We start from the raw sequence: 16691 nt of genomic DNA on the forward strand, positions 1-16691 counted from the left end.
TAATCTACGTTTTCTACGATTGTAAATACTACGCTCAATTTTACAACTTAGCGCTTTAGGAAGATTTCGAAATAAATGATTTTCACTATCAATACCCATAAATTTAGCTGTTAAGACAAGATTTATGAGTTATAAATCAAAAAGTTTAGGTCTTCTACGTTGATAAATTAAAAGTGTATCTGTGGATATTTTCGTAGAACTTATAATATTCTTTCATAATTTGTAAGTAAGTTGTTCATTGTAAATGTTTTGTGCTTAAAACAATTTACTGATTTTCAATCAAATGAACAACTTTATTATTTAGTAATCAAAATGCACAACGGGTAAAACTAATATTTTTAATCATAATTTTGATTTAAGTTTTGTAAAAAATCAGCCATATCCTCAATTCGTAATTGCAGCTTACTCCCTACTTTAAGGCAGGATGAAGGCAACATAGTGGCAGTAGAGTGTATACAATACTTTTTTTGGACGGTTGAAAGTTGACAGCAATTCGTCTAAGTTCCCGATACTAAAATCAGAGATTTTCACTCGAACTGACGAAAAGTACAATTGTTTTTCAAGAGTTTTAATTTTGTTGACAGTTCGAGTTGAAAAAAAATGGTGAATCATTACACTCGAGTTTTGTATTTTCACTGTATGAAATGATTAGGCGGTGAATATTTGCTGAATCAAACAAATAGGCAGCGGCTACTTTTGGGTTATGGGCTCGGGAGAGGTTTCGAGAAGCGAAATAAATTAGTAACTAATCTATACTTTCATAATCTTTTTTATCGAGTTGATAATCAATAAACGATACTTTTCTGAGCTTCGCATTTCGTTTTGGAATAATAGGGTAACCTTTGGCTTCGGCAAATACTTTTGTGAATTTTGCGCCGAAATATAGAATTGTTGCAACATAATAAATCCACAACAAAAGAATAACCAACGAACCTGCCGATCCAAAAATGGTAGAATATTTGGAGTTTGCGATATAAATACCAATTAAATATTTTGCAATAAAGAATAGAATCGCCGTAAAAAACGCTCCTACAAAAGCTTGTTTTGCTTTGATACGTGCATCGGGAAGAATCTTGAAGAGAATATAAAATATCAAAATCGAGATTGAAATACTCAATGTATTATTAAGAAGAATAACTGTGGTCTTCGTCATAATGGTATCGAGTTCGAAAAGACTGAAAATTTCTTCTCCAAAACTCATTAATATACTATTTAATATTACTGTTGCTATTAAAACTATTCCTAATGAAAGGATAATCAAAAATGAAAGCCCTCTATTTATTACAAATTTCAACCAAGCTCTACGAGGAACTGCTTCGACACGCCAAATAAGATTGAGACTATCTTGCATATCGGTGAACATTGTTGTAGAACCAAAAATCAAAATTCCGATACCTATATATAAAGCAAGCGAACTATCTCCTGAAATGGTAGAATTTGTAACAAAATTTTGTACAGCTAAAGCGACATCTGGACCAACAATATTTTTAAGCTCATAAAACATTCGGTTTTCGATAGCATCTTTCTTAAAGAATAAACTTGCACTGGAAATTACAATCAGAATTAATGGTGAAAGTGAAAACAATGCGTAATAAGTTAACGAAGCGCTCAATTTCATAATTCGGTCCTCACCAAATTCAACAATTGTCTGTTTTAAAATATTAAAGTAGAATTTTAGTTGCTTCATTAAATTAATTACTTTAGAGATTAAAGATACAAATTCATAAAATCTATAACAAAAAAAAGACCATTCGATGAATGGTCTTTAAAAAAATATATTAAATCTTAGCTTACACTAACATTGTAACAGGATTTTCGATGTACATTCTTAATGTTTGTAAGAATTGTGCACCTGTTGCTCCGTCTACTGTTCTGTGATCACAAGCTAAAGATAATTTCATTGTGTTACCAACTACAACTTGTCCGTCTTTTACAACTGGTTTTTGAATAATTGAACCAACTGATAGGATACAAGAGTTTGGTTGATTGATAATCGATGTGAATGATTCGATTCCAAACATACCTAAGTTTGAAACAGAGAATGTTGATTTTTCCATTTCATCTGCTTTTAATTTGCGATCTCTTGCACGACCTGCATAATCTTTAACCTCAGCAGAAATTTGAGCAAATGATTTTTGATCTGTATTTTTAACAACAGGAACCAATAAACCATCTTCTACAGCTACTGCAACACCAATATTGATATCTCCGTGTTGAATAATTTCTGCATCTGTCCAAGTAGAATTTACAGCTGGATGTTTGCGTAATGCCATAGCACATGCTTTAACAACCATATCGTTGAACGAAATTTTAGTATCTGGAACAGAGTTTAATTGTTTACGCGCTTCGATTGCGTTATCCATATCCAACTCAACATTTAAATAATAATGAGGAGCTGTAAATTTAGATTCAGCCAAACGTTTTGCGATAACTTTTCTCATTTGAGAATTTGGAATCACTTTATCTTCTCCAGAAACAAAAGTTTGAGCAGGTTTAACTGATTCAGATTTTGCTTCCGCTTTTGGTTGAGCAGATGGTTGATAATTTTCGATATCTTTTTTCACTATACGTCCATTATCACCAGAACCTTTCACCTCAGCTAAATTAATTCCTTTATCTTTTGCAATTGTTTTTGCTAATGGAGATGCAAAAATACGATCAGAAGAAGAAGTTTCTTCAACCTTATTATTTACATCTAATTGTACAACTACTGGTTTTTCGTCATCAACAACTTCTGTAGAAGCTGCTGGAGCAGCAACTTTACCTCCGTTTGCTACAATTGCAGAAACATCAGTACCAGCTTCACCAATAATTGCTAAAACAGAATCTACTGGCGCAGGCTCGTTCACTTTAGCACCTTGATATAATAAAACACCATCAAATTCTGATTCGAATTCTTGCACTGCTTTATCTGTTTCAATTTCTGCTAAAATATCACCTTCCGCAACTTGATCTCCAACATTTTTGTGCCAAACAACTACAGTTCCTTCCTCCATTGTATCAGAAAGACGAGGCATTGTAATTACTTCCACATTTGCAGGAATTTCTGCAGCAGGTTTTGCTTCTTCTGTTTTTGTTTCGCTGGGAGTTGATTTTTCTTCTTTAACTTCGGTAGTTGCTTTTGCTCCACCTCCAATTAAACCTGAAATATCTTCTCCTTCATTTCCAATAATTGCTAAAACTTCATCAACATTTGTTGATATACCTTCTGCAACACCTTGATATAATAATACTCCGTCAAATTCTGATTCGAATTCTTGGATTGCTTTATCTGTTTCGATTTCTGCTAAGATATCACCCTCAGCAATTTTATCTCCTACATTTTTGTGCCATTTTACAACAGTTCCTTCTTCCATTGTATCGCTTAAGCGAGGCATTGTAATAATTTCTGCCATGGTTTTTAGTTGTTTTCGATTTTATCTAAGAATGGATAATTTTCTTCTGAATAGATATAATCATACATTACGTGTTCTTCTGGATAGTTAGAGTTTTCTGCAAATTCTGCACATTCTTCTACCATCACTTTTACTTCATCAACAATTGCATCTAATTGTTCTTTAGTAGCCCAATTGTTTACTAAGATATGATTCTCAACATTCAAGATTGGATCTTCTTGTTTGTACTCTTCCACCTCTTCTTTTGTACGATAAGGCTCAGCATCAGACATAGAGTGACCTCTATAACGATATGTACGTACATCTAAGAAAGTTGGTCCATCTCCACGACGCGCTCTTTCAATAGCTTCGTAAGCTGCTTCTGCAACTTTTACAGGATCCATACCATCTACAGGCATACAAGGCATTTCGTATCCTAAACCTAATTTCCAAATATCTTCGTGGTTAGCAGTACGAGAAACAGAAGTTCCCATAGCGTATTGATTGTTTTCGCAAACAAAAACAACTGGTAATTTCCAGTTCATCGCCATGTTAAATGTTTCATGTAATGTACCTTGACGAGTTGCGCCATCTCCCATTAAACAGATTGTAACACCATCGCGATTAAAGAATTTATCACCAAAAGCGATTCCTGCTCCTAATGGAATTTGCCCACCAACGATTCCGTGTCCACCATAAAAATTATGCTCTTTACTGAAAACGTGCATAGATCCTCCTAAACCATGAGAAGTTCCTGTTTCTTTACCACATAATTCAGCCAAAATACGTTTTGGGTCTACACCCAAAGCCATAGGCCAAACGTGACAACGATAAGCAGTAATCACATGATCTACACCAGGTTTCATTGCATGAATAAAACCGGCTGGTAAAGCTTCTTGACCATTGTATAAATGTAAGAAACCTCTAATTTTTTGCTTTAAATATAATGAACGACACTTATCTTCGAAGCGACGCCAAAAAGTCATATCACGATACCATTGTAGGTACGTTTCTTGCGTTAATTTTTCCATAATTGCACAATTCCGTTGGAACAAATTTAAACTAATCTATTTAGTGTACAAAATTGCTACCCTAAAAATTCGTCAGTAAAATGTAATGGAAGCAAATCTTTAGCAGAATTTATCACCAAAACATCACCTTCTTTTCCAGATAAAATAATTTCGATTGGTTGCGATTGTTTCTTTTCAATCTCTAAAATATATTGTCGACACATCCCGCATGGAGGCAATGGATAATTGACATTTGGCGTAGAAACAGCCAATTTTTCAATCTTAATATTTGGGAAGTTTGCATTTACATAAGCCAATAAACCTCTTTCGGCACAAGTTCCGACTGGATACGAAGCATTTTCTTGATTTGAACTCGAAAAAATTTCTCCATTTTCTAATTGAACAGATGCACCAACATTGAAATTAGAATAAGGCGCATATGCATTCAACGAAATATCATAAGCCTCTTCTACTACTTTTTTTTGTTCTGCTGCAAGCTCAGATTTACTCTCGAATCGTTCAAATTCAAAAGAATATTTTTCTTTTTTCATATAGAATTTACACCAAAGTGTATTATTTAATTAATTATTAAATACTTAAATCCTCTCAGCTATTTTATTCAATAGAAAAAGGAAGTAAATTTATAAAAAAATATTTTATGTTAGTGAAAATTTTTGCAAGTGCTATTTTCGGAGTTTCCGCAAAAACAATTATTGTGGAAGTTAATATTGATCAAGGTGTCGGGTATCATTTGGTTGGTTTGCCCGATAGCGCAATAAAAGAAAGTAATTTTAGGATAAATGCTGCACTAAAAAATTCTAATTTGAAATTACCTGGTAAAAAAATCACGATTAATATGGCGCCAGCAGATTTACAAAAAGAAGGTTCTGCCTATGATTTACCAATCGCAATTGGAATTTTAGCAGCTTCGGAGCAAGTAAATTCTGAACAACTCCATAAATTTATAATGATGGGCGAATTATCGCTAGATGGTTCACTTCGACCTATAAAAGGTGCATTGCCGATTGCAATACAAGCAAAAGAAGAAGGTTTCGAAGGAATTATTTTACCCAAACAAAATGCAGACGAAGCAGCTGTTGTAGAAGGAATCGATGTTTTTGCGGTTAATAACATCAGAGAAGTTGTTGATTATTTTAACGAAGAAATCATTTTACAACCTCATCAAGTTAATTTAGATGATTATTTTTTTAGTGAAATGAATAATTATCCTTTCGATTTTGCTGATGTAAAAGGTCAAGAAAATGTAAAACGTGCGATGGAAATCGCTGCTGCAGGAGGACATAACATTATTTTGATCGGTCCTCCAGGAAGTGGAAAAACAATGTTAGCCAAACGAATTGCTTCAATTCTTCCGAAAATGACCGTACAAGAAGCGCTCGAAACAACAAAAATTCATAGCGTTGCTGGAAAATTATCTAACAAATCATTAATTGTAAGTCGTCCTTTTTCTAGTCCACATCATTCTATATCGGATGTCGCCTTAGTCGGCGGTGGTTCTTATCCACAACCTGGAGAAATTTCTTTGGCGCATAATGGTGTTTTGTTTTTGGATGAATTACCCGAATTTAAGCGAACTGTTTTAGAAGTTATGCGTCAACCTTTGGAAGATCGAGAAGTCACAATTTCGAGGGCAAAATTCACTGTGAATTATCCTGCGAGTTTTATGTTAGTAGCTTCTATGAATCCAAGTCCGAGCGGTTATTTTATGGATGATCCAAACAACACTTCCTCTTTAGCGGAAATGCAACGTTATATGAATAAAATTTCTGGACCACTTTTGGACCGAATTGATTTACATATCGAAGTGAATCCTGTTCCGTTTGATGATTTGTCGCAAGAACGTCGTGGCGAAAAAAGTGCTGTGATTCGTGAACGTGTCATTAATGCAAGAAATATCCAGACCAAACGATTTGAAAATACAAAAGTCCATTACAACTCGCAAATGGGACCAAAAGAGTTGGATACTTTTTGTGATTTAGATGATCATTCGAAGCATTTAATCAAAGTTGTTATGGAAAAATTAAATCTTTCTGCTCGTGCGTATGATCGAATTATTAGGGTTGGACGAACAATTGCAGATTTAGATAATTCTGAAACTATTCTTTCAAAACATATTAGTGAAGCTATTCAGTATAGAAGTTTGGATCGAAATCAGTGGATGTGAGTTTAATTATTAATGATGAATGATGAATGATGCGTTATGCAAAAAAAAGGAATCTCTTTCAAGATTCCTTTTCCATTTACTAAAATTCAAATTCACCAACCAAAATTCCTTCGCCGCCAGAATTTGGCTTGTTATTCTGGAAAGTAATCATTTTCTTCACTTGTTTTCCTGAGCTATACATCAAGTAAATCTCTGCCGAAATAGTTGTTGGCCCTGAAATACTCATTTGTCTTTCTCCGAAAAAATTCGTTTCTATTTTATATTTTCCTTTGATCGCTTTTTTTAACATAAATTGTTCTGGTCCGAAACCTTGCGTCACATCCTCACTCATTCGTCCACCAATCGCAGTTGTACGATGTCCGTAAAAACATTTCTCGCCATTTGGATCCGTCACCCACAAATCAATATCGGTCATATCTTTATTCCAATTCATCACCACACGAATATCAACCGGAATATCAACAATGATATCTTTATTAATTTTCGATAAATTCAATTCTTTTCGATGAAGCGAAATCAAATTATTAACTTCAGGAACAATAATCTCCGTAATATCTCGATCACGATTGGCAATTTCTATCGAATAATCGTTGGTCAATACTTTATATAAATGCTCTAAAGCCGATTGATATTGCTCATTGTCTTGTAACGCCAAGGCATAATCACGATAACTTTGTGCATCAAAAGGTCGCCAATCCAAGACTTTTTTTGTGATAAATAATTCGGTTTGATATTCTTCAATTTCTTTCAATTTGTATGCTAACATTTTATACAATTCTGCATCTTCTAAACCTAGATCTGCAATCGAGCTTAAAATTTTAAGACCAGTTTCTTTTTCTTTTTTCTGAAAGAAAAATGTTGCCACATCAAAATAATAAGCAGGCGTTTCGGCATAATCTTTTCTCAAATCTAAATAAGTTTGATATGGATTTTTAGACGCTTCTATCAACTTCATGTATTCTTTATCCGATTTTACATTGACTATTTTAATTTCCGGAACCGAAGCTGATGATTCATCCTTCATTTTTTTATCTGCAACAAAATTAGCCGAAGCATAACCTAAACTTCTCGATTCTCTTCTCACTCCATTTGCTGTAACTACCATAGCTTGTTCTGCACTAGATTCCATCTCCATTACAGCTGTTGTTCTAGGCTCTGGCATTACCATATTCACTTGTACAGTCTCTTCTAAATAAGTTGTAGAATCCCCAACAGGTTTTGGATATTTTGGTTTTATATATTTAAAATCTTTCTTCCACCATTCTTTCAATTCCTTTGCTTTCGCAATTGCATTTTTCAACAAATCAGCTTTTCGAGTTTCATTTTGTTCAAAACCTTGTTTCGATAATTTATTAAATTCACTTTGCAATTCCGCTGGTGGATTGATTTTATACTTTACATAATCCGAAACATTTTCCAAAACAATCAAACTTGTGTTCGACGTTACAATCGAAAATTGTTTTCCAATTTCTTCAATTTCTGTTTTATATTGTTCTAGATTCAGTTCTAAATAATTCACTTTACTTTGCGCCCAAATTTTACTAATTTCAAGATTTTGAGTTGCTTTACTCAAATCCAATTCTTTATTGAATTCCACTTTTCCGTTTCGTCCAAACATCATCATTAATTTTGCATTTGGATATTGAGAAATTCCCGAAATCGAAATTCCATTGTTCACATCATTTGTCGAAATTGGGTAAACTTCTCCCGCTGTATTATTGATAATTCCTAAGAATTGAACCGAACTTTCGTTGATTTGTTTGAACGCATTTTCTACAGAATTTTCATTTAGATTGATAAATTTTCCTCCAACTTTTTGCGCAATCATTTTCAAAACACCATAATTAGAAGTCGGCGAAGACGCAATTGTATAGAAAGATTTATCGATATTAAAAATATTCGAGCCAAAAGATGAAATTCCATCCGAAAACAAAAGATATTCGTCTGCTTTCAGATTTGTTGGAAGAATTTTTGCATAATTTGTTCCTCCATCATATGTCACATTTTCCAAATATTTTTTCAATTCAGACCAATCACCATTTTTAATTTGAAACAATCTCGATTTTTCCAAAGAAATATTCAACAACGAAACTTCAATATTTAGATTTTTTTGTTGAGAAATAATTTTATCTAAAAATTCTAATTCTTTTTGATGATTTCGTTTCAAACCACTTAACGAATTATCCCAAATTATTCCGATATTTTTTGACCAAACTTTTGGTTGAGATTTTGCATCAACCAATAAATTCGCATAAAAATAAACCGAACCATCTACATTTTTCTGAACAAAAGATTCTACATTATTCGGCGATTTTGGAAGATTAATAATTAATGATTTTTTAGGTGTAAAATCTGTTTTCGACAAATTTGCTTCATATATATTACTATTTTCAGAAAAATTGAACGAGCCATCTGGCGTTTCAATTAATTGCGGTTTTTCAGCAGCATTGTACACTTTTGTTGTCAAATTAAACTTCGCAATCTTCTTCGAAGAATCTAATGGCAAATGATATTGATACGACGATTTATCCAATTTCAATTCTTGGTAATATGACAACTGAATCGTACGCGAACCTTTTGCTGGAATCGGAGAAATTCGAGTTCGGAAATTATTTCCTTCTACTTTTTCGATAATTCCAGGATCGACATTTTGCTTCTGAATACTTTCAAAAACCTCAACCGCACGCGCTTTTGTAACGGGAACTGCATTTCGCAATTTTCCATTAATATCAATTGCATATCCATTAACCGTCGTGTTTTCGGGCAAAGGAAAAACTAAATTCCCTTCGAGATTTCGACTTGACGAATTCATAAAAACTAAAGTTGTTGTCGTTTTGGCTAAATTTCCAAAAATCTCAATTTGTACATCCATCGATTGCAAACTCACAGAATTTTCGTCTGGGCGTTCACCGATTTCGATACGCGGAAATCCGATTCGAATATCTTGCGCATTTATTTTTGTAGAAAAAAACATTCCAACAAAAACGAAGAAAAAAGAAAATAACTTTTTCATATTGTTTGATTTGTAAGTTAGATGCAACAAATTACAAAAAGGTTGGTTGATGTGAAAAAGTTTTAAGTGTTGAGTTGTTAGTTATAAGTTTATTTTAGATTTCCCCTTTTGTTGGAATGACATTTACTTGATTTTAGAATTGAATATTTTTTACAAAAATTAGAAATAAATCATTATATTTGATTGAATTACAATTTATAATAAAATGAAAAATATATTATATATAACGGGATTAGTTTTAATATTAACTTCAATTTTATTAATCTTAGAATTTTCTGATTCTAATAGAATGAGCTTAATTGCAGGAATGATTTTGCCAATAGGATTAGTATTTAACATTTTAGGTTTTACTTTAAAAACTAATCCACTAAAAGAATAATTTAATATTCTGCCATAAATATTAAATCGAAAAGCCAATTGCTCTTAGAAACAATTGGCTTTTTGATTTATTTTTTAATATCTATTTTCTCTCGCTCTTTATCTTCACTCACTTTGTAAGCTTTCAAGACTTCGCGAACAATTTTGTGTCGAACAACATCTTTATCATCCAAATAAATAAATCCGATATCTTTTACATCTTTCAATATATTAATCGCTTCACGTAAACCAGATTTTTGTTTTGGTGGTAAATCGACCTGACCAGGATCTCCTGTGATAATAAACTTAGAATTTTTTCCCATACGCGTCAAAAACATTTTCATCTGAGCATAGGTTGTGTTTTGCGCTTCATCAAGAATTACAAAAGCTCCGTCCAATGTTCGACCACGCATAAATGCTAAAGGCGCTACTTCTATCACTCCTTTTTCGGTATAAGACGAAAGTTTCTCGAACGGAATCATATCTTTCAACGCATCATACAAAGGTTGTAAATATGGATCTAATTTATCTTTCATATCACCTGGTAAAAAACCTAAATTCTCGCCAGCTTCTACGGCAGGACGTGTCATAATAATTCGGCGAACTTCTTTGTTCTTTAACGCTTGTACCGCCAACGCAACAGCAGTATAAGTTTTTCCCGTTCCAGCAGGCCCAATTGCAAACACCATGTCTTTGTTGTAAACAGTTTGTACCAGCTTTTGTTGATTAGGCGTTTGAGGTTTGATGATTTTACCATTTACACCGTGTACAATAATTTCGTCTTCTTTTTTCATTTGAAGCATTTCATTATTATCTTCGGTCATAATGATTTCGAGTTCGCGATCAGATAGTCGATTGTATTTGTGAATATGCTGAATTACTCGTTGCATTTTTTGGTCAAATACTTTCAGAACATCTTCATTTCCAAATACTGTTAACTCTCTTCCGCGAGCAACAATCTTTAATTTTGGATAATATTCTTTGATTCTTTTTAGATGTTCATTATTAGCACCATAAAAATCTTGAGCATTAATTTCGGCTAATTCAATATTAATTTCTGTCAAATGAGATTGTTTTTTTGGTTCACTTACACAAAAATAAAGAATAATAAACAATATATTTGCTAATTATTAGAGAATAGTGGCAATTATTACATTAACATCGGATTTTGGAGTCAAAGATTACTTTGTTTCTAGCGTTAAAGGCGCAATTCTAAAAGAATTGGCCGATGTTACAATTGTAGATATTTCGCATCATGTTAATCCCTATGATTTATCTGAAGCTGCCTATATCATTCGTAATTCTTACGAAGAATTTCCCGACGGAACTATACATATTATTGGAATTAATGCCTTAAGTACGCCTTATCAGAAGCCGATTTGTGCATTAATCAATCATCATTATTTTATTTGTGCAGATAATGGAATTTTATCCTTGATTTGCCAAAAAAATCAACCAGAAGAAATTTACGAAATCACTGCTTATCCAGAAGGAATAGACAGTTTATTTCCAATGAAAAATTGTTTTGTACCAGTTGCATGTCACTTGGCGCGCGGCGGAGTTCCTGCTCTTTTAGGGAACAAACGTACCGAAATGAAACAATTGAATGAGTTGAAACCAATTTATCGCGATGATAAATATATCATAGGAAATGTAATTTATATTGATCATTTTGGAAATGTTGTGAGTAATATTTCGAAAGATTTTTTCGATGAAATTGCACAAGACAGAAAATATAAAATTTTGCTTCGTCAGAAAGATTTCTCGATGACCGATATTACTGTTATTTATGAGCATTACAACGAAGTTGTACAAGATTTTAACAAAGAAGTGCAAGCTTTTGGACGAACATTGTGTTTGTTTAATTCGGCAGGATTTTTAGAAGTTACTTTATACAAGAGTAATCCAACAATATCAGGAGGTGCAAATCAGTTAATGGGATTAAAGAAAAACGATACAATTACAATTGAATTTGAAAATTAACGCTGAGAAAATTTAGTATTAGAGAGTTTACAATAACTATATGACTTATAATTATTTAATATACAAAGCAATACACGTTATCTTCGTGGTAAGTTACTTTGCTGGTTTATTTTACATTGTTCGTTTGATGATTTATCATACAGAAACGCAACAAATGGAAGAACCAAAAAAATCAATTTTGCAGGATCAATATACCTACATGGAGAAAAAATTATGGAATGTAATTACCGCTCCTGCTTTGGTTATTTTGATTACAATGGGATTGAATATGCTTTACAAAAATCAAGGTTTATTACAAATGCCGTGGATGAAAAGTAAATTAGGAATGATAAGTGTTTTATTAATTTATCATTTTTGGTGCTGGCGAACGTTGAAACAAATCCAAAATAAAGTTTTCAAATACACTTCTGTTCAATTGCGAATGATGAACGAATTGGCGACTATTTTATTATTTGTTATCGTGTTTGCTGTGATTCAAAAAACAGATTTTGGTCAAAATTGGTATTGGTCGATTGTCAGTTTCTTTGGTTGTGGTATACTACTTATGCTTATTGTGCGTTTAATTAATCGTAATAATAAAAAATAACATGTGGACAATCTTCAAAAAAGAGTTTTCCAATTTTTATTTAGGCTTCAACGCTTATTTAGCAACCGCAACATTTGTTATCGTTTCGGTTTTGTTCCTTTGGTTTTTTGATAACGAATTCAATGTTTTCAATACTGGAAATGCTTCTTTAAGTAGTTTTTTCTTTGTTGGACCTTGGATTTTTCTATTCATGATTCCAGCTTTAACGATGAAATTAATCGCAGAAGAGCAAGCAAACGGAACACTATTGTGGTTATTCACACTACCTATAAAAAATAACCAAATTATTTGGGGCAAATATTTAGCAGTCGTTTCAGTTGTTGTTTTTTGTTTACTTTCAACTTTCTTGTTCACTATTACGTTGCAAGAATTTTTGATGCCCGAACAAGAATTAGATTACGGAACAATTTTTTCTGGTTATTTAGGACTTTTCTTTCTAGGAAGTTTATTCGCCGCAATTGGTTTATTTACTTCATCTATTACCAAAAATCAAGTAATGGCTTATGTTTTGGCGGTTTTCTTTTGCTTCATTATTTTTTATGGATTCGAAAGTTTAGCGTCATATAATTTACTTGGTTCGATGGATTTCTATGTTCAAAAAATTGGAAGTTTTACACATTACAACCAGTTTTTGAAAGGAATTATTGACACACGAGATTTACTTTACTTTTTGATTTTGATTGGAATCTTGAATCAAATTTCAATTGTTAATCTTGAAAATAAAAAATAGTGCCATGAAAAAATTAAACAAAAAACATCTAATTACTTTCATCGCATTTATCGCGCTTTTTATCATTGCTCAATTTTTTTATACGCGAATTGACATGACAAAAGACAAACGTTTTACGTTAACTTCTACAACCGAAAAGTTAGTAGAAAATGTAAAACAACCGCTTAAAATTGAAATTCTTTTGGGTGGAGATTTAACAGGTGATTACAGAATTTTGAAGAACGAAATTCAATTTTTATTAGACGAACTTCGCGAAAAAAATAGTAATATTTCTTATTCTTTTGTTGATCCTGTCGATTTAGGACAAGCCGAATTAGAGCAAAATAAATTAGCTCCAGTTCCAATTAAAACAGACAAAGGAATTTTGAATGTTTATCCGTATGCAAAATTAACTTACGGTGACAAATCGACTTATATGGAGGTTTTAGTGAATGACCCTTCTACTCCATTTGAAAAATTAGCATTAGCATCTACTGAAAAATTAGAATATTTATTTGCAGAAAAAATTCAGAAATCAACCAATTTTGAGCGCAAAAGAGTTGGTTTTATCGTTCATCATGACGAATTACCAGAAGTAAATATTCAAGGATTAGGTTCTGCTTTGTCAGAAAAATATGATGTTGAGATCTACCTTAATCCAATAGCAAACAAATCGTTTACTTTACAACCTTCTGATTTGGATAGTTTGAAACGTTTTGACGCCTTAATTATCGCAAAACCTACATTACCTTTTTCTGATATGGATAAATTGGTTTTGGATCAATATATCATGAATGGTGGAAAAATGATGATGGCTGTGGAAACTGTCGATGCTGAAATGGATTCTATTTTCCGAAGTGGAAAAATCGTTGCTTTTCCAAGAGATTTGAAGTTAAATGATTTCTTATTCAATTATGGTGTTCGTATTCATCCAGCTGTTATCAAGGATATGAATGGGGCGCAAATTGTTTTGGCTGATGGTGAAACTGCAGGAAATACAAGTTACAATTATTACAATTGGCCTTATTTTGAATTAGGAATTAAAGGTGAAGAAAACCCAATTACAAGTTCGATCGATCATGTTTTATTTCAATTTGCGAATCCAATCGAGTTATTAAAAAATCCAAATATTAAACAAACCGTTTTGTTGAGTTCTTCTGAACAAACAAGTTTGAAACCTGCTTTAAATTATATTCAATTAAACGAAGTAGAAATCGAAAATCCTGAAGAATATAAAATGGGTAAAATTCCGATGGCAGTTTTGTTAGAAGGTAATTTCAATTCGGCTTATGCTTCGCGTTACGAACGTAAAGAATTTCCGAATTTCAAGCCAAAAACTACCGATGGTAAAATGATTGTCATTTCGGACGGAGATGTTTTAAAAAATGCTTTATGGAGAGGAATTCCAATGCAATTAGGAGAAAATAAATTTTCGGTTCGTCCAGATAATCCAGATGGAAAACCGAAAACATACGCCAACCAAACATTTATAATGAATGCAATGGATTATTTATTAGGTGATACTGATTTCTTGGCTTTACGCAATCGTAAATTAGAAATTCCGTTGTTAAGTGAAACAACTGTTTTACAAGAAAAATCGACTTGGCAAATGATTAATTTACTTGTTCCAACTGCTATTATTGGTTTATTGGCTGGAATTGGATTTTGGATTAGAAAGAGAAGATATTCTTAAAAAAACGAATTTCGAAGCTCGAGTTTCGAGTTTCGAAAATTAATAAAATGCAATAGGGATTGAAGTGGAAATCCTTTTTTGATAACTGAGCGAAGTCGAAGTTTGAGAAAAAGATTGGAACGAAAAGCCCGCCCGAAGGGATTGCCCAAAAACTAAAAAACCTCTCAAATTCTGAGAGGTTTTTATATGTAAAGTTGTGACGATTTTACTCTAAGTGCATAAACGCTTTTTTACTCAAAAGGCGCTCTTCGCTTTCTACGTGGTTATCATCAGGCACACAACAATCCACCGGACAAACTGCCGCACATTGTGGTTCTTCGTGGAAACCTTTACATTCAGTACATTTATCGGGAACAATGTAATAAACCTCATCACTCACAGGATCTTGCACCGCATCAGCGTCAAAAGTTGCGCCGTCTACGTTTACAATTGTTCCGCTAAGAGAAGTTCCATCAGAATATTTCCAATCTACCGCAGCTTCATAAATCGCGTTATTTGGACATTCTGGCTCACAAGCTCCACAATTTATACATTCATCTGTAATAATTATAGCCATTGTATCTGTTTTTTTATTTCCTACATTTGCAACTACAAAATTACATTTAATTTTCAGAAAAAATGACATTTGAACAAAGGATTTCAGCATTTAACGAATTGGGGCAGTTTTTTAATTTTATTATAAATAATGATTCGATTAAAGACACAGAACTGACAGAAAAATTCGAGAATTGGAAAGAAGAAGCTGAATATGCAGTGAGCGATGCAGAAGCCTACAACAATTGGTTTACAAAAGATAATATTACGTTAGCCTTGAAAAGTTGGGCAGAAGCTTTAACGGAAGAAAATTTATTGGCTTGGTCGAAAGATTATCCTTTTGCTGAAACGCAAAAAAATGTCGGAATTATCATGGCTGGGAATTTACCTTTGGTTGGTTTTCATGATTTACTTTCTGTTGTTATTTCTGGAAATAATTCGTTGATTAAAACTTCGTCTAAAGATGATAAATTAATCAAATTAGCGATAAAATATTTGTATTCGATTGATGAAAATTTCAAATCGATTATTCAAACTGTTGAACGATTAGAAAATTTTGATGCAGTTATTGCAACTGGAAGTAATAATACGGCACGCTATTTTGAACAATATTTTGGTAAAGTTCCTAACATTATTCGTAAAAATAGAACTTCAGTTGCTGTATTAAATGGTTCGGAAACTGATGAAGAGTTGAAAAAATTGGGTAACGACATATTTATTTATTTTGGATTAGGTTGCCGAAATGTGACGAAACTTTATGTAAAAGATGAAGCGCAATTACCAAAAATATTCGAAGCTATTTTTTCATGGGGCGATGTGATTAATCATCCTAAATATGCAAATAATTACGATTACAATCGTGCAATATTTTTGTTAGGAAAAGATGAATTTTTAGACAATAATTTTGTTCTAATGAAAAAAGATACAGCTTTACATTCTCCTATTGCAGTTGTAAATTTTGAAGTTTATGAAGATGTGAATGATGTAAAAAATTATTTGATCGAAAATGAGAATCAAATACAATGCGTGGTTGGAAACGATATGAAAGACAATTCGAATTATGTTGAATTTGGGCAAACTCAATTCCCGAAATTAACTGATTATGCCGATAATATTGATACGCTGAAATTTTTGGCGGAGTTATAAATATTAGAAAGCTAAAATTTATACTTATTAAAAACAATTAATATGTCTTGTTGAACTCGTTTCAACATCACAGTCAAATTATAAATAAACAAAAAGAGAAT

The 16691-nt window shown here is 32.5% G+C and carries 14 protein-coding genes and 1 pseudogene; 7 read left to right on the top strand and 8 right to left on the bottom strand.

What is annotated here, in order from left to right:
• The 5 genes and pseudogenes from B4E59_RS14705 to B4E59_RS11685 form a co-directional block, all read right to left on the bottom strand.
• Positions 1-239 (bottom strand): annotated as a pseudogene (locus B4E59_RS14705) (IS982 family transposase); the annotation flags it as partial.
• A gap of 506 nt (positions 240-745) precedes the next feature.
• A complete protein-coding gene (locus B4E59_RS11670; RefSeq protein WP_038337079.1) occupies positions 746-1687 on the bottom strand; it encodes a YihY/virulence factor BrkB family protein in 942 nt (313 codons plus the stop codon).
• A gap of 103 nt (positions 1688-1790) precedes the next feature.
• Positions 1791-3395, bottom strand: coding sequence for a dihydrolipoamide acetyltransferase family protein (locus B4E59_RS11675; RefSeq protein WP_291053147.1), 1605 nt, complete (start codon positions 3393-3395; stop codon positions 1791-1793).
• A 5-nt stretch (positions 3396-3400) separates the two neighbouring features.
• Positions 3401-4405: a pyruvate dehydrogenase (acetyl-transferring) E1 component subunit alpha gene (gene pdhA, locus B4E59_RS11680; RefSeq protein WP_114999057.1), complete on the bottom strand. Its 1005-nt coding sequence runs from the start codon at positions 4403-4405 to the stop codon at positions 3401-3403.
• Positions 4406-4461: 56 nt separating this feature from the next.
• The gene (locus tag B4E59_RS11685) at positions 4462-4935 is read right to left on the bottom strand and encodes a cytidine deaminase (RefSeq protein WP_038337075.1); all 474 of its coding nucleotides are present in this window, start codon (positions 4933-4935) and stop codon (positions 4462-4464) included.
• A 107-nt stretch (positions 4936-5042) separates the two neighbouring features.
• Between B4E59_RS11685 and B4E59_RS11690 the strand changes: the two genes are divergently transcribed.
• Positions 5043-6569: a YifB family Mg chelatase-like AAA ATPase gene (locus B4E59_RS11690; protein WP_114999055.1), complete on the top strand. Its 1527-nt coding sequence runs from the start codon at positions 5043-5045 to the stop codon at positions 6567-6569.
• A gap of 79 nt (positions 6570-6648) precedes the next feature.
• Here B4E59_RS11690 and B4E59_RS11695 read toward each other — a convergent pair whose 3' ends face one another.
• Entirely contained in the window at positions 6649-9582 is a 2934-nt protein-coding gene (locus tag B4E59_RS11695; RefSeq protein ID WP_291053152.1) for a DUF2135 domain-containing protein, read from the bottom strand.
• Between the two features lie 205 nt (positions 9583-9787).
• Here B4E59_RS11695 and B4E59_RS11700 point away from each other — a divergent pair, with 205 nt between their 5' ends.
• Complete coding sequence (locus B4E59_RS11700) at positions 9788-9961, top strand: hypothetical protein (RefSeq protein WP_280037895.1); 174 nt, start codon at positions 9788-9790, stop codon at positions 9959-9961.
• A gap of 67 nt (positions 9962-10028) precedes the next feature.
• Here B4E59_RS11700 and B4E59_RS11705 read toward each other — a convergent pair whose 3' ends face one another.
• The gene (locus tag B4E59_RS11705; protein WP_038337083.1) at positions 10029-11003 is read right to left on the bottom strand and encodes a PhoH family protein; all 975 of its coding nucleotides are present in this window, start codon (positions 11001-11003) and stop codon (positions 10029-10031) included.
• 76 nt (positions 11004-11079) lie between these two features.
• On the opposite strand from B4E59_RS11705, the gene B4E59_RS11710 reads away from it, so the two are divergent.
• From B4E59_RS11710 to gldG, 4 genes are read left to right on the top strand one after another with little or no spacing between them, the layout of a single operon-like run.
• The gene (locus B4E59_RS11710) at positions 11080-11922 is read left to right on the top strand and encodes an SAM hydrolase/SAM-dependent halogenase family protein (protein ID WP_114999051.1); all 843 of its coding nucleotides are present in this window, start codon (positions 11080-11082) and stop codon (positions 11920-11922) included.
• 40 nt (positions 11923-11962) lie between these two features.
• On the top strand, positions 11963-12508 hold the full coding sequence (locus B4E59_RS11715) for a CopD family protein (protein WP_114999049.1): 546 nt from the start codon (positions 11963-11965) through the stop codon (positions 12506-12508).
• A gap of 1 nt (position 12509) precedes the next feature.
• The gene (locus tag B4E59_RS11720; RefSeq protein WP_219034141.1) at positions 12510-13238 is read left to right on the top strand and encodes an ABC transporter permease subunit; all 729 of its coding nucleotides are present in this window, start codon (positions 12510-12512) and stop codon (positions 13236-13238) included.
• Positions 13239-13242: 4 nt separating this feature from the next.
• Complete coding sequence (gene gldG, locus B4E59_RS11725) at positions 13243-14910, top strand: gliding motility-associated ABC transporter substrate-binding protein GldG (RefSeq protein WP_291053160.1); 1668 nt, start codon at positions 13243-13245, stop codon at positions 14908-14910.
• A gap of 205 nt (positions 14911-15115) precedes the next feature.
• Here gldG and B4E59_RS11730 read toward each other — a convergent pair whose 3' ends face one another.
• Entirely contained in the window at positions 15116-15466 is a 351-nt protein-coding gene (locus tag B4E59_RS11730) for a 4Fe-4S dicluster domain-containing protein (protein WP_114999046.1), read from the bottom strand.
• A gap of 62 nt (positions 15467-15528) precedes the next feature.
• Here B4E59_RS11730 and B4E59_RS11735 point away from each other — a divergent pair, with 62 nt between their 5' ends.
• Positions 15529-16590 (top strand): acyl-CoA reductase, encoded by a 1062-nt coding sequence (locus tag B4E59_RS11735; protein ID WP_286495367.1) that lies wholly within the window; start codon positions 15529-15531, stop codon positions 16588-16590.
• Positions 16591-16691 lie beyond the last annotated feature (101 nt).

It is taken from the genome of Empedobacter sp. UBA2044 (genome assembly GCF_002333005.1).
Lineage (GTDB): Bacteria > Bacteroidota > Bacteroidia > Flavobacteriales > Weeksellaceae > Empedobacter > Empedobacter falsenii_B.